Raw genomic sequence first — 25,044 nt, forward strand, 5'->3', positions numbered from 1 at the left:
AGTTAGTTAGTTAGGTTTTATTATTATTTGTTTGTTTTGTACGACAATATCAACGTCCATGGTATGTTTGATCACAAAGAGCACATCATCAATTCCCTTCAAAGGAATCGTTCCGGTAAAACGCTTATCCAAAAGCATTGGATCTTCGACAAGGACTTGATAACCATAATTATCTTCTAGCACACTGACGATATGAGCTAGATTGCTATGTTCTATATTGAGTTCACCACGGGTCCATGATGATACTTTAGATGGATTCGAGTTGTGAACAATTTCGTTCCCTTTTGACTGTTTGTCATAAATAAAGGTCTCTCCAGGTTTGAGCAATTTGTCCACTCCGTTTTTTCCGTCAATTTTAACGCTTCCTTCGAAAAGGGTGACTTCGATACGACCACGGCGATCTTTTACATTAAACTTGGTCCCGAGCACTGTTAAAGACAGTTCGCCTACATGTACCACAAATAGATCATTCTCACGCAAACGGTTTTTGAGCGCCGTATGCTTTACCTCAAACATACCTTCACCTTCGAACCATACTTCCCGAGGTTTGTCCGTTTTCCAGTTTCTGATATAAGATAACTTCGAGTTGCTATTTAGGTTAATCAGGGAAGCATCTGGTAATAATACCTCGGTCCGTTCACCATATGCTGTATGGGTCGATTTCGTTCCGAATTGACTGATATCATAAACGATAAAAATAAAAGCAATGATGGCCGCAGCACGCGCAGTCCATTTGACTATTTTCCGAATCAATCGTTGTTGACTTTGTTTTCGCGAATAGGTAGGAATTGCATGTTGAATGTTTTCCCAACGTTGATCACTCGTCAGCTGGCTTTTAGCAACTGGTTGTTCCTTGATCAATGTCATCCAGAGCGCAGCGATATCCATCTGAACGGACAGCTCCGGATCATGTGCGCCCAATCTGTCCCAAAAATCTTTTTCATTCTCGATCTGCCCCAACTTGGATTGCACAAAGTCTTCATCAGCAAAAAAATCTGCTGCTTTATAATTTTTGTATTTTAAAAATTGAGGATCCATAACCTTTTTTATATAGATACACCTCTTTTCAAAATTTTACCCCAATAAATTTTATTTTTTTTAAAAAAATTCAAAAACGATTAGTAAATACCTAATTTAAGAGGTTATTTATTACTAACAACGCAGGAACCGTTGTCTATTCATCACATCAAGTGTTGGATACTTGATTTATAATTTGACTTGGTTGATCAGATGCAAAAGCACCAAAACGCCAAATTTTCCAAAGTGTTTCTTCAGATTATCCAATGCTCGATAATACAGTTTATAGGTATCCTTGGTCGACAGCCCCATAATACTTGCAATTTCAGCATAGGTGAGTTCTTCAAAAAAACGAAGGTGAATGATTTCGCGTTGACGAGCGGTCATATTGGACAAGGCCTGATCCAGTTTATCCTTGATCTCCAGCACACGCTCCTTGCGGATCATGCTGACATCATGGGGCAGTTCTATGGTAAAAGGAAGATGTTCGATCGCTGAGTTCGTCACGTGAGCACGCTTTATGGTTTGCTCAATATTTTTAATCAAATTACGACGAAATGATTTATACAGATAGTTTTTAACCGATACGTCGGTATTTAAATTTTCTTTATTGCTCCACAACTTGACAAATAATTCTTGTATACTATCTTCAATGACAGCATTATCCTGTGTAAATTTGAATCCATAATTATACAAAGATTGGTTGTATCGTTCAAAGAGAACTTTAAACGATGCTTCATGTCCAACCTGGAACAGCTGCCATATTTGTAAATCGGAATCCATAAGTAAGTAAAAGATTTTTTATTTTGAGGCCTAACCGAAAAATCTTCTTTTTCAAATGTATAAAAAAAAATGATGTTATGTAATTTATGAAAGATAATCCTTTGAAAAGCTCTTGTAAACAAAAGAATCACACAAAAATTATTGATTATCCAACATTTTGCCCAGCCAAGCAAAAATAATATAACCGGATATCATCACAAAAGCCACTTATTCAAGTGGCTTTTACTAACATGGATTTTCAAAACAACAAATTGCTCTTATTTTACAAATGGATCGAACAGCTTGAACAGTAAAAAATTGTTCTTTATAACCGATTAAATGGATCCAGTTTATTTAAAGGCATTCCATACTTTTGTTGGTCTACCGTTATTGTCAAATGCACCAAGGGTATATCCATTCCACCCGGCATAAGCCAAAGGTTCCCAATAGAATATCCCCAATACTTTTTGATTCGGAATCCCATTTGCCGCTTTCAGCAATTCGCTCAGCCATCGTTCTGCAACCTCTTCTTCATCCCAGCTCATCCCCACCTCACAGATCATCACTTCCGATTGATAACGGCTGATCATATCGTTGATATTGTTGATACAAGCCGTATTATACGCTTCCCAGTTTTCTTTATTGGGATATAACGACATTCCGATCACATCCCACTTACCACCATTATTTTTTAACCCGTCAAAAAGCCAACGGAATAAACTGTTATCCTGACCATTTTGCAGATGTACAATCACTTTGCTATTTGGCAAAATTGCTTTCACCGCATCATATCCTGCATTATTCAGCGCCGCATAGTTAGCCATGTTGACCGAAGCTTTTCCATCCTCCCAGAGCATCCCATTTCCGGTTTCATTCCCTACCTGTACCCATTCTGGTTGGATACCATTGTCTTTCAACAATTGCAGTACAGATGTCGTATGGGATGCTACAGCAGACTTTAATTCACTAAAAGATAATGTGGACCAAGCAGCTGGTTTGTTCTGCTGTCCGGGATCTGCCCAAGTATCACTATAATGAAAGTCAATCAGTAAGCGCATCCCCAGATGCTTTGCGCGTCGTGCTTTTACCAAAAGATCATCTTGATTGCACCATCCATTTTGAGGATTTACCCATACCCGCAATCGGACCGCATCGACGCCCAACGACTGGACGAGCTTCATACCGTCCACTGAAGTTCCCCCCGTATTATAAAACTGTACACCCGAAGCTTCCATTTCTGTGATCCAACTGACATCAGCACCTTGAGCTAAATGGCCCGTTTGTTGTATCGGCTGTGCCACCCCTTCATCGCTACAGCTATATAAGCTGAAGCATAAACAAATCAAGTAAAATCGTAAATCTATTATTAAGTTTTTCATCTCATTCTTTTTAAAACCGACCTATTATTCTTTCCCTTAACCCAAAACAGCAACCTATTGCACCCAGTACTTAAATGCTTTAGGATCGCTCAGATCGAGTACAAGCGTATGTGTTCCGATCTTGTCATATACAAAACCACTGGCGTCTGCCGTATATAGATGACAGGTTCCTGCTTCCTCTGCAGCTCCAAAAAACCACGTCCAGCTGCCATTGATCAAGACCTTGATCCCCCATTGCTCCGCAACTGTATTCGTAATCGTTGCTTTCCACAATTTCTCCGTTTTATCGTAAGTCATGGGTGTAGCAGACGCACTCCATCCATTGAAATCACCGGTGACGGACAAGGATTCGACGACCGTCTCTTTCCAGCTTAATTTATTGACATCGGCAGTCAGGTACAGGTATCCCCCATTGCTGGTCCAACTATTCCAACGATCATCTCCACTATACAGAATATATTGGCTACCTTCCAATGGATAAGAACCATAGATCACAGACGCATTGGCGCTTTCCTCATTGGTCAGGTAGAAGTTAAACCATTGGTCTACCTGTACAAATCCGTCATAGAAACCATCTTCCTTACGCGAGCATATCTTCCATGGAAATTGTGTCAGTTCCTTGTTGGCCATATAGAGGTATTGGGCATCAACAATAGGTTCATAAGCCGTCACCGCTATGGCGATCACATTACTATATACGACATCAACATTACGTGCTAGACGTGTCGAAACACGTGCATATAAAGTTGTCTTTTTCCCAGGTTCAAAGCCCATAGCTGTTACTAAACTATTCAATTGTTCGTGGGTATAACTCAAGGATGGCGCCACTTGTTCGCTCTTTTTAGCAATCACGGCAAATGTCGCTTCTGCGGCAAATTCAACGGTATGCTGAAGCGTAGACGGAGCGATTGGCTGTGCACTAGTCAAATTCGACTCCTCCCATACCAGTTGCAATGCCAGACTTTTACGATCAGTAGATGTCAACAGAACATCTGTTGTGCTGCTATGGAGCACTGCTGCCTCAAAACCTGTCAGGACGGGCTCACCGCCTTCCTTTTTACAAGAAAATAAAAGGAAGGCCAACGTATAAATAATCAATTTTTTCATAATCGGTGTAATTGGATAATAAATAGCTTATTTAGTAACCTGTATTTTGTATTAAATTGGGATTGGCAGTCATATCAGTAGTCGGTATCGGATACAGATTGAACTTTGCATCTACACTACTTCCATTGACAGTCCCACCTTTCCATTGCCACAAATACGTATTACCTGTAAAGCGTCCAAAGCGGATCAGATCGGTCCGTCTTGTACATTCCCAAAAAAGCTCTCTTCCACGTTCGTCAAGAATAAAATCTAACGTAAGCTGTGCCTGCGTAATAGCGCCAGCGGAACCTTTATAAGCGCGTTGACGAATCTGATTCACCAGATTGAGCGCCTCTTGGATATTACCGCCACCACCACGTAGAACGGACTCGGCATACATCAAATAACTATCAGCCAAACGAATCATTGGAAAATCGGTACTCACTAGACCTTCATCTGTTTTGTAAGTGCCGTCATCATTTAAATTGGTAAATTTTACCACACCATATCCCTGACTAGAAGAAGCCGGATCATCGACATCCAAAGATTGCCCTTTAGTCCAAAAATCGCCTCGCTTATCATTAGCATTAAATATAGAAACAAATTCACGCAGGGTACGGAAACTGTTCCATCCAGAGATCACGCCGTAATCTGCAGCCTGCATGCTTCCCACGATAGGACCATTGACCAGATAAGTGGTTGCCCCCCAGCTTGTCGTATGGGCTACATCAGCTTGAATTTGAAAAATAATTTCATTCAAACATTTATCATTATCAGCATTAAACAGCTGTTTATAGTCATTATGCAGCGTATGTCCACTATCGATCACCTTTTTACTATACAGCAGACAGTCGGCGTAGCGTGCTGTGCCGGTATAGATCTGCGCATTCAAATAGTTTTTAGCAAGTAAAGCCCAAGCGGCAGCTCGACTGACATGACCATACTGATTTTGACGTGCCTCGGGCAACAGGTCTGCAACAGCGATTAGCTCTTGTTCGATATAGTTAAAAAGATCAGCTCTTGCTATACGAGGAGGAAAAAATGCAGCAACAGGATCTTTCTCTGTTACAAAAGGAACATGGCCATACAGATCCATGGCATGGCTATACGTTAAAGCGCGTAGAAAACGAGCCTCGGCAGCAAACCGCTCAATCTCGGCACGTTCTGCAGGATCAAAAGCGGCTAATTTTTCTGTCGTCACATTCCTTAAAAACTCATTGCATAATGCAATTGAATAGTAGATACGGTAGTACATGGCATTCACCCAAGTGTCGGATGCGCCCCATTTTACGTACTGTATATCCTCCATGTTATCACCACCGGCCCAAGTATAAATAACCTCATCTGTGGGCACCTCTTGCAAATTAAAGAAAACGCGCAGGTAACCCCATGAAGCTGTTGCTCCTGCCATATCTGGATCGGCATCTCCACGACCATTTCCGGCGACAGCAAAAGAAGCATATAATTTTGCCAGTACCGAACGATAACCAGCTACTGAAGTATATACGGCTTCAGATGTGGTCTGTACTGTAGGATATTGATCGAGATCCTTGGTGCATGAACACAGCATTAGAAAGATCGATAGTATGCTACAGCTATATATTTTCAAGTTTTTCATCAGTATATCATTACGTTATGAGCTCGTAAGCCCGGTTATATATTCAGAAGTTGATTGTGTCTTTAGGCATGCTGCCCGCAGTGTTTTTATCGTTGATGAAGCGATCATAAGCCCTATTCATCGCTGTATGTAAACAGGTATTCATGAGGATTTCATCGGACATGAACTTGGTTTTTAAAAGGGTTAAAAATCTAAATTTAAGCTTAAAGAATATGTGCGGGAACGCGGATAGAAGGAACTATCAAAGCCACTAGGGACCTCCGGATCATTACCGCTATAGTTACTGATCACAAATACATTTTGTACGATAGCACCCACTCGAAGATTGGACACCTTTCCGATCTTCCCAAAATTATAGCCCAGCGAAAAGTTTTCCATCCGTAAGAACGAAGCATTTTCAACATAATAATCTGAATAATATTGTCTGCTTTGAAATCCAGTATTGAAATAATCGCGATGCAGATTATTAAGTGCTGGGTCTACGTACTGTACCGTCTCCCAAGCGCTGAGATTCATTTTGGTATTGTTGAATACATAATTACCTAGATTAGCTCTCAAAGTCGTAGCCGCTGTCCATTTCTTGTAAGACAATTGCGTATTGAAACCAAATAACCACTTCGCAGCAGGTGATTCATACCGGTATAGATCCTTTTCATCTATAGCTCCATCGCCATTTAGGTCAGCATAGATACCTTCTAATGGTTTTCCAGCATCATCATATAACTGCTTATAGACATAAAACATATACGGTTGGTATCCTGTGGTCAATATCTGTATACCCCGTCCACTGACTACCGGTCCTACATAACTTCCTACGGATGAAGCGTCCTGTACCAGAGCAATATTGGTCACCTGAGTATGTTGATTGGTCGCATTGATATTTACTTCCCATCTTAGATTATCGGTCTGAACAGGCACTGTATTTAACTGAAACTCCCAACCTCTGCTTTCCACATTACCCACATTGATGGTCGCATTTTGATCAAAATTTGTCCCTGCAGCAACAGGTACATTGGCAAGTAGATCATGTGTTTTGCGGGTATAGTATTCGACAGAACCAGAAACTCGTGCTTTCCATAATGAAAAATCCAAGCCGTAGTTAAAAGCTTTAGTCGTTTCCCACCTTAAATCTCTGTTGTAGACCGATGGACGGTACACCAGATGGTATTGATCGCCAAAACGATATTGAGCATAGGGAGTACCTTGGGTATACACCGGCAGATATTCGTAATTGCCGATCCCTTCTTGCTGCCCTGTGATCCCATAACTACCACGAAGTTTAAGATCATCCAAAAAAGATACATCTTTTAAAAAAGATTCTTCCGAAAGTCTCCAAGCCAGGGCAAGCGATGGAAATGTTCCCCAACGATTTTCTGGACTAAATCTGGAAGTACCGTCTTTTCTGATCGTGGCAGTCAACAGATAGCGGCTATCGTAATTATAATTCAATCGGCCATACCAAGAAATCAAGGTGTGTCTTTCGTCCGAAGCGATCCCTGTAGAACGCAAATCTCCGGCTTCATTAAAATAACTAATGGCAGGTCTTGTTGAGCTCCAATGCTGATAGTCGTGTCCTGCCGTAAACTCTACCGTACTTTTGATTGTGGGAAAAGTTTTGTTATAAGTCAGATAACCTGTAAATAATTTATTTTTAAGGGTCTGCTCATACGCATCATATGCACCGCCAATCAAAAAATTATTTGCCGCACTTGCTGGAATATGATTAGAACCACTACCCTTGGCGTAGTCATACCCGATGGTCACATGTGCCTTTAAGGCCGGTAAAAAATGAAACTTATAATCCATATCCAGATTTCCGATACCTCGATTGACAGTACTGCGATGTTTCTCTTGTTTAATCAGACCCAGCGGATTCAGATTAGCTCCTGTAGCTGGGAGACCCGCATTGTCCAAACTTTCGTAATAACCCCCATAGGCGTCCACTCCCGAATAGATCGGTTGTGTCGGATTAAAAGCGATGGCAGACCATATGGCATCCGTATTCGCAAAACGATTGTTGTTTCTGGCACCTTTCAAATTCAGATTTACAGATAAGTGCTGATCAAAAAAAGTTGGCGTCAGCACCACCCCACCTGTGATCCGTTCGCTCCTATCCGTTCGCAAGGTCCCCTGTTGATCATAATAACCAACGGAAGCACGAAACGGTAATGTCTTGGCTATTTTACCCTGCAAGCTCACATTATTATCAGTACCCATTGCCTGTTGGAAAACTTCTTCCAACCAGTCCGTAGAGGCATTGCCCAATAAATTTTTCTGTGCTGCAGTACCTTTGGTATTGATCAGATCTGCAAATTCTTCACGTGACATCATGTCCGCAACCCCCAAAGCCTGCTGCATTGATACGATCGACGAAAATGAAAGTCGTAAGGTATCCCCTTTTCCTTTTTTTGTGGTAATCAACAAAACCCCATTGGATGCCCGAGAACCATAAATAGCCGTTGCAGAGGCATCTTTCAATACCGTCATGCTCTCGATATCATTGGGATTGATCAAGCTTAAAAAATTGCCACTATTACCGCTGATACCACCCGTTTCCAAAGGCACACCATCCAGTACGATCAAAGGATCATTGCTCGCACTTAGCGATGCTCCTCCACGGATACGGATCGTGCTTCCCGCAGAGGGCGAACCGCTATTGGACATCACTTGCACCCCAGCAGTCTTACCATTGATCAATTGTTCTGGAGAACCGACCAATCCTGCATTAAAATCCTTACTGCTTACCGTTGTCACCGCGCCAGTCAGATCTTTTTTATTGGAACTACCGTAGCCGATCACGACCAATTCTTCCAATACCGTACCACTAGCCTTCATCTGCACATCCAGCTTTTGGCCAGTCACAGTCAACGTTTGACTGCTATAACCTACTATGGAAAATACAAGTTGCGACTTGCCATTAGGTAACAAGATCCGATAAGACCCATCAGCTGATGTGGATGTACCTACTGTTGTACCCGCTACCATCACTGTCACCCCTACCAAAGCCTCCCCATTTTCGTTACGCACAATTCCCCGTATTTCTTGTTGCAGGGGTTTTGTCCATCTGCTATGCGGTATCATACTCGCATGCAGATCGGTCATCCCGCTTAAACACGAAAGCAAAGACAAACCCAATACACTTGTTTTAAATGTAAAACCCTTCATTTTTTTAGATTTATAATCGTATATAATTTAATGCTATCTCTCTATTTTGACGCCTGCACGGATCAAGAAGGTCTATACCCCTTCCCAGATCACGACGACAAAAGTTTACTCCCTTCCGTTTTTTGTCCCAACAAAGCCTACTCTAACCAAAGCGCTCCAATTGAAACCGAAGCCCCCTGCTGCACTTCCCCATTTGTCGCTATAACCAATTTCTCTATTTTATCCTTTATAAAAGGAAGAGGGATCTCCGGATGGAAATAACGGTTTAAAAAGTCGGGATAAGGAGCTGGTAATAAAGCAGTGGGTATCATCTTCAGATCAGTCAAAGGTATGCGCAGCACATTCTTTTCCTGATTGTCCACAAACACGTGTTTTGCATAGGTATATCCCTGATCATCCACAAAGCCGATTTCCAATGTACCTACATGATCTTTCCATTGCAGCTGTATACAGACTGTTGTTGCCTGCGCTATTCCTTTAGGTCGTGCAGTAATAATATCCTTCACATCCTTCACCCAGAAATAACGGGAACCAGCATCTTTACCCTCGAACGTGTATTGCCATTGTGCCACTTCGGTCAAGTTGTTTTGTACTTTTTTACCCGTTACATAAGCTTTCTCCGGAATCGCATAGCGTTCAAATGGACCGTCCAGTCCTTCGGCTTGGGTCAGGAGTATGGGACTGCTCGATTCAACCAGAGCAGATGTCCAATACTGACCGATCTGATAATCCCAATCTAGCGGTGCCCCATTTTGATCATCAGGATAGGTGAACTGCTTGCCGTTCATAAATACGGTAACGGTATAGCGGATCAAGTCTCCCTGCAACATCGATTCGGGTAGCTGAGCTTCGTAAGTATAATGGTCCTTCGGCAACAGTTTAATATAAGGATTATGCGCTTTCCAGAAAGAAACCTGATCCGTCTGCAAGATGATCGAATCGGGCTGCTGTGCCGTGATCAAGCGAAAATCTAATCTAACTGCTTTACCTTTCTCTATCGTTGGAGCAGGTTGATGCAGCATCACCGGTTGACTGTTTACAGTTGCTGCAGGAGCATAAAAATCACCGATCTTTCCTAGTTTCCATCGGCTATCAGCTGTCCAGATATTTTTACTGATCAAGGCTTTTCGCTTCAGCAGATACACGCCCGGAGTTGCGACAAAACTTGTTTGCTGCACCTGCTGGAGTTTGTTGTCTTCGGTCTTATTTGTGATATGTTGAACTGTATATGCTGTACCAAGATTGGGCAATTTGATATCCATCATATGTGGGGTGTGCAAAATTTGCGTCACCTCACGGGAAAGGGATGGTTTGCCAAATGGATCTGCCACCTGCTCCGCATCGGGCATCAGTTCCAATCTCCAAAGTCCGTCTTCCAATTGGTCTAAAAAATAAGCACCGGAACCCGTATAACCGACAACAGGTGAAGATCGATAGCCCGCAATATGTTGTAGTCGATCAATTTGCTTCGGAAAAGATGAGGTCTCATTGCTGTAGTAAAATTTTTCTGGCGTATTCATCATAGACAGATCTTGCTTATAACTGACCGTAAAATCGCCAAAGAGTGTGTCCTGAGGATAAGCTGGAAATTGTTGATTTCTAGGAATCGTATAGGCAATTTCTGCTGCAATCAGGGTGCTGATTGCTTTAGCTGGTGTATAAGCCAAATTGAGGTAATGGGTTTGGTATTCGGTATTGTAGGCCGCAATATCGATGGGATCATACGCAAATTGTGTGATCCACTGAAAACCCGCAGAACGAAACGTACGCACCATCGCCGGATGCATATAACCGTATAGATTATCGGCCGGATCATATTCATAAATAGCTTTGGCTTTATTTGCAAACCCCTTAACGGATGAAAAAGGGATATTATACTGATCAATGTAGGGCAAGAAATTTCCTTGACGTTGTTTTCCAGCAACCAGACCAACGGGATACCATTGATAAGTAGTGCCCTGAATATCCGCATTAAAATATGCCGGCACATGATCGATATTATGACTTACATTATAGAAAATAGGTTTTTTATTTCCTGCTTTCTTCATAGCGGTTACCATTTCTTTTATATAAGCTGCTGTCGTATGTACCGATCCCATATGGCAGGGTTCATTATTGATTTCAAATCCCACAACATAGGGATCTTCTTGATAGGCATAACCTGTATAAGGGTTTTTGTGACGAAGGAGCTGTGTGATGTATGTTTTTTGTGCCGCTATTGCCCGTGGATCAGCATGAACCTGACATTTATCAAAAAGGTAAGTAAAAGCCCCTGTAGCTTCATTCTTTTCCGGATATCCGTTTCCAAAATTGGTCATCCCCGTAATTAAAATGCGGATACCTTTCTCCTGTAATTTAAAAAATAGATAATCCAGCAAGTCCAGATGTTCATTTTCCAAAAGATTACCGGTTGCATCTGAGATCTCCACATCCCAGATATGGATGCGATAAGCATTATAACCTAGACGAGCGAGATGATAAACGTCCCGATCTATCGCTTCTTTATGGTTGACTCCTTTATAAGATAGCGCACGATAAGCATGGGCAAATGGAGCCGTATAATTCGTGCCGTAGAAAGACGCCTCTTTTTGGGTATCCGACCAGCGCATGACACCTTGCTTGTCCACAAAAATAGTAGGCACTCGATTATTTTCTTGAGAAAAAGAAGTCAAAAACGCAAAAATAGCGCCGATAAATAAAATACTTATTCGCATACAATAATTCAGTTTATAAATTTGGTTTCAATTGATAACACAAACTTATAAAGCGCATACGATATCTACGAACGCATATCGGACAAAGAACAACACAAATTGGACATCTGCAATATCAATCGATTAGACAATAAAAACAACAAGCTCAATAACAACCCATTAGTCTTTTCGATCCATATAAGCTTTCGGTGTGACACCAAACTCTGCCTGAAAGCATTTGGAAAAATAAGAAGCATTAGTATAACCGACCATATACATTACTTCGGCAACGGTAAACTTTTTCTGTTGCAATAAAAGAGCTGCCTTTTTGATCCGGATCGTCCGAATATATTCGACCGGAGTATAGCCCGTCATTTGTTTAATCTTACGGTACAATTGCTTTGCTCCAGTATCCGTGTCTTCAGCAAGTCGCTGTACCGAAAAATCCGAATCATCGATATTCTTTTCGATGATCGCTGTCACTTTACTCAGTAACTTTTCATCTGGGGATACCTGGTCACTGCTCACCCTCGGCTGACTGATCTCCTGGATACGCAGCTGGGTTGCCAGTCTATCTTTTTTGTCCAGTAAATGCAGCAACTGCATCTTAAGGACTTCCAGATCGAAAGGTTTAGCCATATACGCATCTATGCCCACCGCAACCCATTCACGTTGGATCAGATCATCATTCTTGGCGGTCAATAAAATAATAGGTATGGTTGATGTCAGTGTGTTTTGCCTTAATTTTTTGGCTAATTCAAGTCCTCCCATTACCGGCATCATCGCATCAGAAATGATGATATCTGGTAAAAATTCATGCTCATTGATCAACTGTATGGCTTCATGGCCATCTTTCGCCACCTTACAGTGGTAGTAGGATTCGAGGGCTACTTTTAAGAAAGACGACAATTCTTCATTATCCTCCACAATTAGGAGCCTCCGTTTATCTGAAGGTATGTTTTCTTCACCTTCTTCCTTAAGCTCTCCCCGATCCATAAACATCCTAATCGATACCGCGGTTCCCACCTGATAAGTGGATACAATATCCATTTCCCAACCCAATTGATCACAGTAATTCTTGACCAGATACAAGCCTACGCCCGTTCCCTCAAGTCGATTGACCTCATCGGAAGATGAACGGTAGAATTTGCTGCAGATATAAGGCAGATCTTCTTGGCCGATCCCTATTCCAGTATCGACAATAGCCAGGTTTAATGTTCCCTCGCCCTTGTTGATCTTAACAGCAACCGATCCCTTTTCCTGCCGATTATATTTACATGCATTGGACAGCAGATTATTTAAAATGGATCCCAACTTGGAGACATCTGTATAGATAAAAACACTTTCTATATCTGAACTAAAATAAAATTCCAGATGTGCATAAGCCGTATTATTTTGCCATTCTTCGGTGATCTGTTTGACATACGCGACGAGATCAATTTGCGAATTGAGTAAATTAGGTATTGATAAATCTTGATTTTCGGCTTTATCAAATGCCATTACTTCTTGAATCAAGTTATTTATTTTAAGCGCATTGCGATGCACCCCCTCTAAGCTTTTCTTATTTTCACTGTTTTTTGTCTTGCGCATCAATTGGCTGACAGGAGCTAAAATTAAACTGAGTGGTGTTTTCAGCTCATGGGAGATCGCGGTTAAAAAATCCATTTTCATTCGGGTCAGTTCCAAAACTTTGTGCCGTTCACGTCTTTCCCATTTTAAGGTATTGCGCACACGAAAAAAGTTCATCACCCACATGATCAGACCAAGACCTGCCAGTACGTAAGCGATTTTAGCCCATATAGACGCATACCAGATAGGCTTGATCACAATATGGTATTCATAGATATCCGACACTACGTTTCCAGAAAGATCCACTTTTGTCAACTGCAGATGATAATCACCCGATCTTAAATTGGAAAGCAGGACTTTATTATCTCCACGCTCCAGCGGGATCCAATTTTCATTTTTATCCTTAAAATTATAGGCTAAACGGTGCCCAAGATGATTGCCATAATCCAGATCCGAAAATTCAAGTCTCAGGTTATTCTGGTCATGATCTAACGTGATTTCATTTCTGTAGCGCAAACCATAACCGTAATTACCGTAGGCCTCATTGTTCACATACATCGCAGTGAGGACAATTTTTTTCGTCTTTTGCTTGAATTCATCAATCACTTTTTCAGGTAACACCGTCAGCTCATTGATTCCGCCCAGAACGACTTCATGTTGAAGTTGGTCAAAATACATCGCCGTTATATCATGGCTGTACTTCAGTAACTCGGGTTTTAAGCTTTTTTTATTTACACTCCACACGCCTCCACTGGTGGAAAGCCAGATCTCATCACCGACCTCTACCATAGCGGTGACTTCTCCTTTGACCACAGGATCGAAAACAAGAAGATCACTACGATCATTTTTGTCTACCCGCCTCAATTCACCATGCTGCCCTATCCACACCGTACCCTCCCGATCTTTCAACATAAACGTTGATTGGTTCAACGATTTACCCTCTTTATCTTTCCATTCTTCCACTTTTCCCGTCACAGGATCAATGCTACTGATACCCATGTTATAAAACAGAGCCAAAATTTTGCCCCGTCCATTGTCAACGATCTGATTGGCAAAATCGGCCAATAATCCATCAGATTGAGTATAATTTTTATTAGCAATAAAAGATCCCGAAGAGGATAGAAGTTTATTTTTATTGACCTTAAATATACCACCCATATAGGTTGCTATCCAAAGATTCCCCTGCTTATCCTCTAAGATATTATAGGCCCATTTTGCATTTCTCATGCCATTTGAATCCACAATATCAAAACTTCTAAACTGTTTGGTCTGGGCATCAAATACGTTGACCCCACCGTCAGAAGCTATCCATAAATGTCCCGCAACATCCTCATAGATATCCCGAATCCGATTATGGGGAAGTTTATATGGAGCAGCATCCATCCGGTACCAGTAACTTTCGAAATCTTTTTGCCCCAATCCTCTGGTCCGAATCAAACCATTGTCGCCACCAAGCCAATACCATCCCGCACGATCTTTGAATACTTTGTAAAATCGATTCCCATCGCTACTATTGGTAAACTGATAAATGGGAAAATTTTTCTCCTTTTGTTGGTTTGACCATAGGGAGATGCCCAAGTCTGTGCCAACCCACATATTGTTGCTACGATCCCGATAGATACTCCAAATAATATTATTGGCTAAGGAATACGGATTTCGGGAATCATGCTTGGTTCTCAAAAGCGTGTGAACACTAGGCTGATATTCAAAGAGACCATCATCTGTTCCGATCAATAACGTTTGGCCATCTTTTGTCGCCATGGATTTGATCGGATGATTTTGCAGTACCGGTGCTTTAGACAGCTTTTCAGTGTTGTTATCATACCTGTACAGGCCATATTCCGTTCCTATAAATGTTATTTTAGCCGAAGTCAAAGAAAAAATAGAATTGACAAATTGATTACTACCCGATTTATAATCTGGTAAAACCAATTTCTTCACCTCTTTACGAGCAGGATGGAGTTGATACAGCCCCTTGTAAGTACCCACTAAAATTTTATCGGATTGAGTGGATAAAGCATAAATGGCTTGTCCATCCAAATCTTGATACCAAGTTTTTCCGTAATTGGTCAGTTTCTTGGTTTTCGTGTCGTAGCCATATAAACCAGAGATGGAACCGATCCATAGTTGATCACCAACTAACAGGAGCGACCTGACATCTGAAGGGCTACCCGTTGGAAATACTTCGTACCGATCTTCCCGATAATTGTATAAAAAAACACCTTTACCTGTCCCCAAAGCAAGATGAGTACCGTCAAGAACAGCAATACTATAAATGAAGGTCTGATAGGGCAATGCAGCTTCAGTCGGAGCATGAAGGGAATAACCATCGTAACTATATAATCCATTATTACTACCCAACCAAAGGATACCCAGACTATCTTGCGCAAAGCAGTGCACTGTACTCGCTTTTGCTCCAAGCCCTATATTTCTAAAAAATTGAAAATCTAACGATTGCCCAAAAACAGAAGGACCGCAAAGCGAAAGGAATAGCAAGAAAAACAAATAAACTGTCCGCATCATAAACAAGGTATTTACAAACATAATTATTTAAAAGTGTAAATACAATGTGGAACTTTATCGGCACACTTTTTAAGAAATGTACTAAAGAGCCTGTGATGATGAGTTTGGGCGCTTATCCATTAATTCATTTTTTTTCAATACTTTTGTATACGCTTTAGGGGTATTCTGTAAAGAATTGAGAGAGTCCCTTTGAACCTGATCCGGCTAACACCGGCGTAGGGAAAAGCAATCAGTCCATCTACTTATCCGGACTGTTGTTATGGATTTTTCCTAAAGCTTTTATTGTTAAAAATATAAGAATGGAAAAAAAACTCTGGCAACACATCATTCAGGTAAGAAATACCTCGCCTCTTATTCACAATATCACGAACTATGTTGTGATGAATAATACCGCCAATGCACTGTTGGCAGTGGGTGCATCACCGATCATGGCACACGCCAAACCTGAGGTCGAAGCAATGGTAACGCTATCGCATGCACTGGTCATCAACATCGGTACGCTGGACGAGTACTGGAGCGAATCCATGTTCATGGCATCTAAAAAAGCAGATTCAATCCAGAAACCTTGGGTTTTAGATCCTGTAGGTGCAGGTGCGACCTCCTACCGCGATACTGTTTTAAATCAACTGTTGCTTTTTAAGCCTACCGTCATCAGAGGGAATGCTTCTGAAATCATTGCTCTTGCAAAAACAGCAGATGTGGTGACAAAAGGGGTAGATAGTACCGTGATCAGTACCGAGGCTATTGAGGCTGCTCGCAATCTACACGCCAAATCAGGCGCAATCATATGTATTTCAGGTGAAACAGATATCATTATCAGCCACAACACATGTATATACCTAAAGAATGGGAATGCGATGATGACCAAGGTGACCGGATTAGGTTGTACTGCATCGGCCCTGATCGCGGCATTTATTGCTGCGGTTGAAAATAAAACGGAAGCTGTTGCTGCTGCAATGAGTTTACTGAGCATAGCAGGAGAATTAGCCGCAAAAGAAAGTGCTGGCCCCGCAAGTCTGCAGACCCATATTCTGGACAAGCTCTATAACATTACCGAACACGAATTTCTTACCCATTTAAAAATCACCCAATCATGAACCTGCACCCCTCATTTCCTTATCCACTTTATTTAGTGATCTCGGAAAAGGACTGCCGAGGACGTGATTTCCTTTATGTAGCTGAACAGGCAATACGTGGAGGTGTGGATATAATTCAACTGCGTGAAAAAGAGATCACGACTAAAGAGTTTATTTATAAAGCCCTGAAATTGAAAGAGATTACCGATAAATATCATATCCCACTGATCATCAATGATCATGCTGAAGTAGCTGAAAAAATAAGTGCTGCTGGAATCCATGTCGGAAATCGGGATATCGCTCCTGCTGTACTGCGACGTGTACATGCTTTTGAAAGCAAAACAATTGGCTATTCCATAGAATATCTCCATCAATTGGATGATGAAAACACCGCTGTAGCAGATTATTTAGGCGTCAGCCCCATATTTAATACGAAAACAAAAACAGATACCGTAACGGAATGGGGCTTGAACGGATTAGCAATGATCCGTTCTCGTACAGATAAGCCCTTAGTTGCAATCGGAAATGTACGATTGGAAAATGCATCAGCAATCGTTAAAGCGGGTGCCGATTCGTTAGCAGTCGTCTCCGCGATCTGTGGTGCTGACCATCCAGAGCAAGCCGCTTATGCAATTAAAAATGAACTATTAAAATGAAACAATACACCTATCCTTCGGTGCTCACCATTGCTGGTTTTGACGGTAGTGGCGGAGCTGGCATTCAGGCCGACATTAAAACCTTTTCAGCACTGGGCTGCTATGCGACGTCAGTCCTTACTGCTCTGCCGGTGCAAAATACACAAGGAGTCCAAAAAATATATCCCATTCCGATAGCAGCTGTATCCGACCAGATCGCCGCGATCTTAGATGATATTATGCCTGCTGCTATTAAAATAGGCATGGTCCATACCCCCCAACTGGTGGAGACCATCGCGACTTCTTTAAGTCATTATCCAAAGATCCCGATCGTCTTTGATCCTGTCATGGTGGCGACAAGTGGTCATACACTTATTGAGGCAGATACCATCCAAACCATCATGGACAGGCTATTTCCAATAGCCGACATCATCACTCCAAATATGGACGAAGCTGCACTACTGGCTGGCATTGATGTAAAAAATCTGGACGATATGCATCAGGCGGCAAAGATTATTCAGACCCTAGGCTGTAAACATGTTCTTGTTAAAGGAGGACATCAACAAACGGCTACCTTAACCTCATTATTTTTTGAAGAAAATGGCCAGTACACAGCCTTTGAAACGAAAAAATTTGCGACAAAAAATACACATGGATCGGGTTGCACACTTTCCTCAGCTATCGCCGCTTACTTGGCACGTGGAGAAAATTTTCATACCGCAGTAGCATTAGCGCAAGATTATATCTACGAAGCTATTAAACATGGAAAAGATGTCGTAATCGGAAAAGGCAATGGCCCTCTTAACCACTTTTTTAACCCTGATAAATTAATTAAAAATGAATTGGTCTGAAATCGCTTGGAATCAAATTGAAAATAACTATCAGTCTATTTTAGAAATGCCCTTTATTACTGAACTAGCTGCTGGAAATCTACCTATACATAAATTTCAGTTCTATATGGCGCAAGATTCCCTCTATCTGGAACACTTCGGAAGAGCATTAGCACTGATCGCAGCTCGGGCACATGATGTAGATACTACTTTACACTATATCAAGTATGCGGAGACAGCGATTGTGGTCGAAAATGCCCTGCATCATGCATACTTTCAGGATTTTGGTTTAACCGAAAAGGGAACGATGGGGCCCGTATGTCATCATTATATTCACTTTTTAAAAAGCACGGCAGCACTAGATGCCGTTGAAATCGCTATGGCCGCGGTACTCCCCTGCTTTTGGATCTATAAAAAAGTCGGTGATCATATCCTCAATGAGGTGAACAGCAGCAATCATCCGTACCAAAAATGGATCGATACCTATGGTGGTGAAGACTTTGCTATTGCCGTCCAGCAAGCCATTGATCTGTGCGACAAGGCGGCAGCGGAAGCATCACCAGCCATTAGAGAAAAGATGACCGAAGCTTTTATTACTGCTTCAAAAATGGAATATTATTTCTGGGAAGCGGCATATGATATCAAAAGTTGGATGTAATGAAAAAGAGGTTAAATCCTATTATTCATTTCAGTGACAAAAAAAATAGTTAGCGCACTACCTATTTATTAAAATTATAGCAAAAAGTTAAATAAAGAGCGTAAAAGTGGGATCACTTGTTGACTTTCAGCGATCTCTTCTTGACAAGAAGGGATCGCTTATTTGTAATAAGGGAACACAATTTAGCAAAAAGGGATCGCTTGTTTGTAATAAAGGAACACAATTTCACAATAAGGGATCACTTGTTTGTAAAAAGGGACACAAGTTCACAAAAAGGGATCGCTTGTTTGTAAAAAGGGAACACAATTTCACAACAAGGGATCACTTGTTTGTAAAAAGGGAACACAACTTCACAACAAGGGATCACTTGTTTGTAATAAGGGAACATAACTTCGCAACAAGGGATCGCTTTTCCTAAAAAGACATCAGCAGTTATAGAAATACTGATCCAACCTCGACAACAACTTATCACTTGTTTGCGACAAGAGGTTTAACTTTAGAAAACTTGTTCTCCTTCTTCAGAAAAAGGGACTCCATCTTTTCAAGAAGGGACTGCACAAAGCGAAGAAGTGATCACTGACTGGACGATTTTAATCGAATAATAGCTTATTTAAGCTTTAAAAGGTGTTTTTAAATTTTAAGATCTCGACTTATTGATTTTTTTCTAACTTACCTCGATTGGTTGTATCAGCAACTTTTACCAACTAAGTATTGTCGTATGACCTGAATCTTCGCAAAATAATCAAGAACAAAATTGAGGATCCGCACAGTCATCTCCTAATAAGATGATTTACCCAGATACTGAAGTTGACTGGCTCCGCTTGATCGATCAGATTACGAATCCCTTTGCTCTTTTTAGTAGCCTATTAAAAAAGAGCATCAATCCCTATTAAAGTATGATCTTAAAGGAAATTAAGCCAATCACATCTCTACACGAGATATTGTATTTGGTAAATAACTTTTTTTCTCTCAAATTTGTAAATATTACATATAAATACCAGTATTTAATTTCTGAACCAGTAGCAGCAGATATTTTTAAATAAAACAAACTAAAAATATGATGGAAATAAAAATTTTATGCTTAGCGGACATCAATGATCAAATTGCCGAAGAGATAGCAGCGCTTTTTAAACAGCTCAGTCCTCAAAAAAAACAATTACCATTAACTGAAATATTGAAGGATGAAAATCCCATATCATTCGTTTACTGTTTAATTGATCAGCATGTAGCAGGGATAGCTAGTATATGTACTTATCAAGTAATTTCGGGTAGCAAAGGATGGATCGAGGACGTGGTGGTGAATGAGCAATATAGAGGTAGAGGTATCGGAAAAAAACTCATTGAAAAAATATTAGAAATTGGCCATCAGAAAAAGCTTAAGGAGATTTTACTCTACACAGAAGATCATCGCGAAGCCGCTTTAAACCTTTATCAAGGTATCGGCTTTCAAGCTAAAGAAAGCAAAATTTATTATATTAAAAATGAACAGGTTTAAAACTTGACCCTTTAGAGCTAGCGTATACAAAATTTCTGCATCACATATTTAATTCTTATTTGATGCACATGTTGCGACAAAAAACACAACTTTACACCTATATTATAGCACCAAAATAAACAACCCCATGTATAGAATTTGTATCAGTATCCTATTGTTATCTTTTTTCTCCTGTATGGCACAGCAAAAAACACAAACTTTTTCTGCTGACCACCCTGCAATTACTTATACTGGAAGAATTGATTTTTCAGATCCTAAATTGCCCACTTTCTATGCTCCTGGGGTGTACTTTGAGTTCGATTACGAAGGATCCTATTGTGACATTACACTTATCGATGAAGCATTATATGGAAAAAATCATAATTACATCAGTATACTCATCGATCAGGAACCGGTGCAACGATTGAAGCTTGCCTCGAAGGAAAATAAAATACGGATTGGTGAAAAGCTTGCTGCAGGTCGACATCACGTATTGATCTGTAAAGGAACAGAAGCAAATATAGGGTCCCTAGCACTAAAGAATATCCAAGCAGAACAGATTTACAAATCATTGGACCATACGACCCGAAAAATCGAATTTTATGGCAATTCCATCACCTGTGGGACTGGCTCCAACCTCAGCATTCCCTGCGGCACTGGAGAATGGTCTGACCAGCACGATGCCTATGCAGCGTATGGCCCCATTTTAGCACGTAGTCTCCATGCAAAATGGCAGTTGACATCATACTCAGGAATAGGTCTTATGCATTCGTGTTGTGATCTAAAATTTACAATGCCTGATATTTATGATAAAATAAATTTACGCGACAATCGCATCAATTGGAACTTTTCCACTTATCAACCCGATTTAGTCTGTGTGACACTTGGACAGAATGATGGTTTTCAACCTGCTGAATTATTTATAAAGAATTATATTGACTTTCTAAAGAAGCTACGTCAAAAATATCCTAAAGCAGAAATTTTATGTTTAAGCAGCCCAATGGCAGATCCGGAACTTAAATCCTATTTTGCCTTACAATTACCTGAAATTGTGAAGCGTGCAGATGACACGAACATCAACTATTATCTCTTTCAAAAATCTTACAATTCTGGATGCGACAGCCATCCTGATGCGAAGGAACATGTGCAGATCGCACAAGAACTGGAGCATGCTATCCTAAAACAATATAACTGGAAAAAATAGAACCCAAAAAATAGCAAAATAGTATCAATACAGTAACCTACAAAAAATAGCTTAAATAAACATTTTCTGGTTTAAATAGTTCGAATATTATTAAGATTGGTCATAATAGTATTAAAGATCTACTTGAATTATCTCCATATTTGGATAATTATAACCAAGAAATAAAGCTATGTTAAACATTCTACAAAGATCCCTACTTACAGTGGGCTTTTTTACATTATGTCTCCATTCTGCTTATGCCCAACAATCCGGAAATCGGGTAATCACAGGTATAGTCCAAAATGCAGAGGGACAAAAACTTCCTGGCGTCAACGTTACGGTAAAGGGGACCAATACCGTTGCCGCGACAGATAGTCAAGGAAAATATACCATCACGATCCCATCAAACGCTAAGAGTTTAGTGTTTTCCTTTGTCGGTTCCAAAGCTCAAGAAGTTACTATTGCAGATAAAAACACGATTAACATCTCTTTAGAGCCTTTTAGCAATACTTTGGATGAATTGGTCGTGATCGGATACGGTTCTGTCCGTAAAGCAAATGTTACTTCTTCCATTTCTTCTATCTCTGAAAAAGATTTTAAGGACCAACCCGTAGCTGGAATAGATCAAGCACTGCAGGGTAAAGTCGCAGGTGTAACGGTGACCAACAATGGCGGTCAGCCCGGAGGGGGCGTTTCCGTTAAAGTACGTGGTATTACCTCAGTCAATGGAACAGAACCTCTTTATGTGATCGACGGAGTTCCGATCCTAACCAGTACAAACTCGGTCTCACAAGACCAACTTGGAGGAAAAGGTGGTCAGACCGAGCAGTCTGTCCTCGCCACATTAAATCCAAATGACATTTTATCGATTGACATCTTAAAAGATGCCTCGGCACAAGCTATTTACGGATCATTGGGTGCCAATGGCGTAATCCTAGTCACAACTAAGAAAGGAAAAGCCGGTGAAGGTAAATTTACCTATGATGGCTATTATGGTATCCAGCAGGTGGCAAAAAAACTCAACATCATGAACTTGCCACAGTACGCAACCTATTATAATTCATTAATCCCCGAAGTATTCAAAGCTTCTGGAACTGCACTCAACGAGATCGGTGAACTCAAAGATCCCACAATATTGGGTAAGGGTACCGATTGGCAAGATGCATTATTCCAAACTGGCCATACGAGCAATCATCAATTAGCATTCTCTGGAGGGCACAACAAAACGTCTTACTATTTTTCGCTCAATTCATTTGATCAAAAGGGTACCATTATTGGTTCAGATTTTAATCGGTTAGCCAGTAGGTTTGCGTTGGACCAAGAAGTGAAACCTTGGTTAAAAGCAGGTATTACCGCAAATTTATCCCGTTCTAATCAAGGGATTACACTTACCGACGGAGTAGAAACGCCCACCGCAATCGTTTTATACAATAGTCCTGCAACCCCTATTAAAGATGCAAATGGCAACTATATCACGACAAGTTCTTTAGGTAACAATACCTTTGGCAATGCCAATGGCAATCCAATTGCTACTGCACTTTTGCGTGAAGTAAATGCGATCCAAAATAAAGCTTTTGGTAATATTTATGCGGAACTGAAATTTACCGATTATCTGACGCTAAGAAATGAAGTAAACTATGATTTCCAATTAGCAGAAAATACCGCATTCCAGCCCAAAATAGATAATCAGAATACTGGTCAAAGTATTCTTTCTCCCAGTAAATTGCGAGAAGATCGAAACACAAGTCATTTTTGGGCTTTGAGAAATTTCTTAAATTTCAACAAAGGATTTGGTGCTAAACACTGGGTGTCGGCCGTATTAGGACATGAAGCTCAGGAATCACACTATAATGGACATTACATCAGTGCCATCGACCTGGATCAAAATATCAAATCTATTAATGCAGGAACTGTGGTACCTTCCGGAACAAACTCCACCACCAGTTCATGGGCTATGGAATCTTATTTCGGTCGCGCGAGCTATACATTCGACAATAAATATGCGATCTCCGGATCCCTACGTCGTGATGGGGCTTCGAGCTTTGGAGAAAATAGGAAACATGGAACTTTTACAGCGATCTCCGGTGCATGGACAGTGACTTCGGAAAAGTTTGCTAAAAACTGGAATGCGATCGATTATCTCAAATTTCGTGTTGGTTATGGTACAGTAGGAAATCAGAATTCTCCGGTTCAAAATGCATACTCTACCAATATTCGCCTCTTCCCTATTTCTCCATTTGGCAAAGGAGGTATTCCCGCCAATGTCGGAAATCCAAATTTAGGATGGGAGTCTGTGAAAACGACAAATGCAGGTTTTGACTTAACCCTATTGAAGAAAAAATTAGAAATAACCGTGGATGTTTATAATAAAGTGACCACGGATATGATTCTTTCCACAACACTACCAGTATTTGCAGGATTAGACCCAAACCCACCCTACAATGCCTATAAAGAAATTGAACCTCCGGTTACAAATGCGGGTAAAATGTCCAATAAAGGTATTGATATCGGAATCACCAGTTACAATATACAACGGGACAATTTCACTTGGAAAACAAGCGTTGTATTTTCACACTATAAAAATAAATTGGTTAGCCTAAACTCGGAAAATGCGTTATTGCGTGGCGTAGAGCAAGATTTCACGGGTTCTACTTCTGTCGTTAACATTACGCGAGCAGGACATGCAGTCGGTACCTTCTATGGTTATGTCACGGACGGATTATTCCGTTCCATGGACGAACTCAATAATGGCACGGATTGGGGATTGGCTGTAGGTCCAACAGGTTTATATTTAGGAGATGTACGGTATAAGGATTTAAATGGTGATGGAAAAATAGGATCTGAAGACGTGACCACTATTGGAGATCCTAACCCGACCTTCAATTACGGGATCACTAATAATTTTACCTACAAAAACTTTGACGTATCTATTTTCCTACAAGGAGTGCAGGGTTCAAAAATTTTTAACTGGACAAAGAAATATACCGAATCACTTTCAAATCCTTTTTTAAATCAATCTGCTGATGTTTTAAACCGCTATACAGAATCCAATCCCAACGCATCTATTCCGCGTTTTGTCAACCAATGGCACAGTAACAATACCAAAAATTCTGACCGCTATATTGAAGATGGCTCTTATTTGAGGATTCAAAATATTGCCATTGGCTATAACCTTCCGGAACGTTGGATGAAATCGGTGAAAGCCTCTAGTGCAAGAATTTATTTATCCGCACAAAACTTATATACGTTTACCAAATACTCCGGATATGATCCCGAGATCGGTTCTTTCAATAAATCAGTCTTGTCTCAAAATGTGGATAATGGTCACTATCCAAATCCAAGAACATTTACGATCGGAGCTAACATTCAATTCTAA

At 40.7% G+C, this 25,044-nt stretch carries 15 protein-coding genes and 1 riboswitch; of the genes, 7 read left to right on the plus strand and 8 right to left on the minus strand.

Translation table 11 applies throughout. From position 1 onward, the window contains the following. Positions 1 to 6 precede the first annotated feature (6 nt). The 8 genes from MUB18_RS19885 to MUB18_RS19920 all read right to left on the minus strand — a co-directional run bounded on the left by MUB18_RS19885 (position 7) and on the right by MUB18_RS19920 (position 15,812). Positions 7 to 1,038, minus strand: coding sequence for a FecR family protein (locus MUB18_RS19885; RefSeq protein WP_248754350.1), 1,032 nt, complete (start codon positions 1,036 to 1,038; stop codon positions 7 to 9). Between the two features lie 168 nt (positions 1,039 to 1,206). After that, positions 1,207 to 1,800: an RNA polymerase sigma factor gene (locus MUB18_RS19890; RefSeq protein ID WP_248754351.1), complete on the minus strand. Its 594-nt coding sequence runs from the start codon at positions 1,798 to 1,800 to the stop codon at positions 1,207 to 1,209. A 329-nt stretch (positions 1,801 to 2,129) separates the two neighbouring features. Beyond that, the gene (locus MUB18_RS19895) at positions 2,130 to 3,158 is read right to left on the minus strand and encodes an arabinogalactan endo-beta-1,4-galactanase (protein ID WP_248754352.1); all 1,029 of its coding nucleotides are present in this window, start codon (positions 3,156 to 3,158) and stop codon (positions 2,130 to 2,132) included. Between the two features lie 54 nt (positions 3,159 to 3,212). Continuing rightward, a complete protein-coding gene (locus tag MUB18_RS19900) occupies positions 3,213 to 4,265 on the minus strand; it encodes a DUF5111 domain-containing protein (RefSeq protein ID WP_248754353.1) in 1,053 nt (350 codons plus the stop codon). Positions 4,266 to 4,296: 31 nt separating this feature from the next. Next, positions 4,297 to 5,862 carry a RagB/SusD family nutrient uptake outer membrane protein gene (locus MUB18_RS19905; protein WP_248754354.1) on the minus strand — a complete coding sequence of 522 codons (1,566 nt, stop codon included), beginning with the start codon at positions 5,860 to 5,862 and terminating at the stop codon, positions 4,297 to 4,299. A 183-nt stretch (positions 5,863 to 6,045) separates the two neighbouring features. Next, complete coding sequence (locus tag MUB18_RS19910; RefSeq protein WP_248754355.1) at positions 6,046 to 9,027, minus strand: SusC/RagA family TonB-linked outer membrane protein; 2,982 nt, start codon at positions 9,025 to 9,027, stop codon at positions 6,046 to 6,048. 137 nt (positions 9,028 to 9,164) lie between these two features. Next, on the minus strand, positions 9,165 to 11,741 hold the full coding sequence (locus MUB18_RS19915) for a hypothetical protein (RefSeq protein ID WP_248754356.1): 2,577 nt from the start codon (positions 11,739 to 11,741) through the stop codon (positions 9,165 to 9,167). 159 nt (positions 11,742 to 11,900) lie between these two features. Beyond that, entirely contained in the window at positions 11,901 to 15,812 is a 3,912-nt protein-coding gene (locus MUB18_RS19920) for a two-component regulator propeller domain-containing protein (protein WP_248754357.1), read from the minus strand. A 146-nt stretch (positions 15,813 to 15,958) separates the two neighbouring features. After that, a riboswitch (TPP riboswitch) is annotated at positions 15,959 to 16,051 on the plus strand. A 60-nt stretch (positions 16,052 to 16,111) separates the two neighbouring features. Here MUB18_RS19920 and thiM point away from each other — a divergent pair. The 7 genes from thiM to MUB18_RS19955 all read left to right on the plus strand — a co-directional run bounded on the left by thiM (position 16,112) and on the right by MUB18_RS19955 (position 25,044). Further along, positions 16,112 to 16,909, plus strand: a complete 798-nt coding sequence (thiM, locus tag MUB18_RS19925; RefSeq protein WP_248754358.1) for a hydroxyethylthiazole kinase — start codon at positions 16,112 to 16,114, stop codon at positions 16,907 to 16,909. Next, positions 16,906 to 17,544 (plus strand): thiamine phosphate synthase, encoded by a 639-nt coding sequence (gene thiE / locus MUB18_RS19930; protein WP_248754359.1) that lies wholly within the window; start codon positions 16,906 to 16,908, stop codon positions 17,542 to 17,544. Before thiM ends, thiE begins: the two co-directional genes overlap by 4 nt. Then, the gene (thiD, locus tag MUB18_RS19935; protein ID WP_045752397.1) at positions 17,541 to 18,374 is read left to right on the plus strand and encodes a bifunctional hydroxymethylpyrimidine kinase/phosphomethylpyrimidine kinase; all 834 of its coding nucleotides are present in this window, start codon (positions 17,541 to 17,543) and stop codon (positions 18,372 to 18,374) included. Before thiE ends, thiD begins: the two co-directional genes overlap by 4 nt. Beyond that, positions 18,361 to 19,011 (plus strand): thiaminase II, encoded by a 651-nt coding sequence (gene tenA / locus MUB18_RS19940; protein WP_248754360.1) that lies wholly within the window; start codon positions 18,361 to 18,363, stop codon positions 19,009 to 19,011. Before thiD ends, tenA begins: the two co-directional genes overlap by 14 nt. A 1,057-nt stretch (positions 19,012 to 20,068) precedes the next feature. Beyond that, positions 20,069 to 20,506 carry a GNAT family N-acetyltransferase gene (locus MUB18_RS19945; RefSeq protein WP_248754361.1) on the plus strand — a complete coding sequence of 146 codons (438 nt, stop codon included), beginning with the start codon at positions 20,069 to 20,071 and terminating at the stop codon, positions 20,504 to 20,506. A 127-nt stretch (positions 20,507 to 20,633) separates the two neighbouring features. Further along, positions 20,634 to 21,689: an SGNH/GDSL hydrolase family protein gene (locus MUB18_RS19950; protein WP_248754362.1), complete on the plus strand. Its 1,056-nt coding sequence runs from the start codon at positions 20,634 to 20,636 to the stop codon at positions 21,687 to 21,689. 169 nt (positions 21,690 to 21,858) lie between these two features. Beyond that, positions 21,859 to 25,044 carry a SusC/RagA family TonB-linked outer membrane protein gene (locus MUB18_RS19955; RefSeq protein ID WP_094771561.1) on the plus strand — a complete coding sequence of 1,062 codons (3,186 nt, stop codon included), beginning with the start codon at positions 21,859 to 21,861 and terminating at the stop codon, positions 25,042 to 25,044.

The organism is Sphingobacterium sp. PCS056 (assembly GCF_023273895.1).
Classification (GTDB): Bacteria; Bacteroidota; Bacteroidia; order Sphingobacteriales; family Sphingobacteriaceae; genus Sphingobacterium.

Excerpts from the sequence above, each read along its gene's own strand:
- MUB18_RS19885 (WP_248754350.1), bottom strand. The coding sequence starts at position 1,038 with ATGGATCCTCAATTTTTAAAATACAAAAATTATAAAGCAGCAGATTTT.
- MUB18_RS19890 (WP_248754351.1), bottom strand. The coding sequence starts at position 1,800 with ATGGATTCCGATTTACAAATATGGCAGCTGTTCCAGGTTGGACATGAA.
- MUB18_RS19895 (WP_248754352.1), bottom strand. The coding sequence starts at position 3,158 with ATGAAAAACTTAATAATAGATTTACGATTTTACTTGATTTGTTTATGC.
- MUB18_RS19900 (WP_248754353.1), bottom strand. The coding sequence starts at position 4,265 with ATGAAAAAATTGATTATTTATACGTTGGCCTTCCTTTTATTTTCTTGT.
- MUB18_RS19905 (WP_248754354.1), bottom strand. The coding sequence starts at position 5,862 with ATGAAAAACTTGAAAATATATAGCTGTAGCATACTATCGATCTTTCTA.
- MUB18_RS19910 (WP_248754355.1), bottom strand. The coding sequence starts at position 9,027 with ATGAAGGGTTTTACATTTAAAACAAGTGTATTGGGTTTGTCTTTGCTT.
- MUB18_RS19915 (WP_248754356.1), bottom strand. The coding sequence starts at position 11,741 with ATGCGAATAAGTATTTTATTTATCGGCGCTATTTTTGCGTTTTTGACT.
- MUB18_RS19920 (WP_248754357.1), bottom strand. The coding sequence starts at position 15,812 with ATGATGCGGACAGTTTATTTGTTTTTCTTGCTATTCCTTTCGCTTTGC.
- thiM (WP_248754358.1), top strand. The coding sequence starts at position 16,112 with ATGGAAAAAAAACTCTGGCAACACATCATTCAGGTAAGAAATACCTCG.
- thiE (WP_248754359.1), top strand. The coding sequence starts at position 16,906 with ATGAACCTGCACCCCTCATTTCCTTATCCACTTTATTTAGTGATCTCG.
- thiD (WP_045752397.1), top strand. The coding sequence starts at position 17,541 with ATGAAACAATACACCTATCCTTCGGTGCTCACCATTGCTGGTTTTGAC.
- tenA (WP_248754360.1), top strand. The coding sequence starts at position 18,361 with ATGAATTGGTCTGAAATCGCTTGGAATCAAATTGAAAATAACTATCAG.
- MUB18_RS19945 (WP_248754361.1), top strand. The coding sequence starts at position 20,069 with ATGATGGAAATAAAAATTTTATGCTTAGCGGACATCAATGATCAAATT.
- MUB18_RS19950 (WP_248754362.1), top strand. The coding sequence starts at position 20,634 with ATGTATAGAATTTGTATCAGTATCCTATTGTTATCTTTTTTCTCCTGT.
- MUB18_RS19955 (WP_094771561.1), top strand. The coding sequence starts at position 21,859 with ATGTTAAACATTCTACAAAGATCCCTACTTACAGTGGGCTTTTTTACA.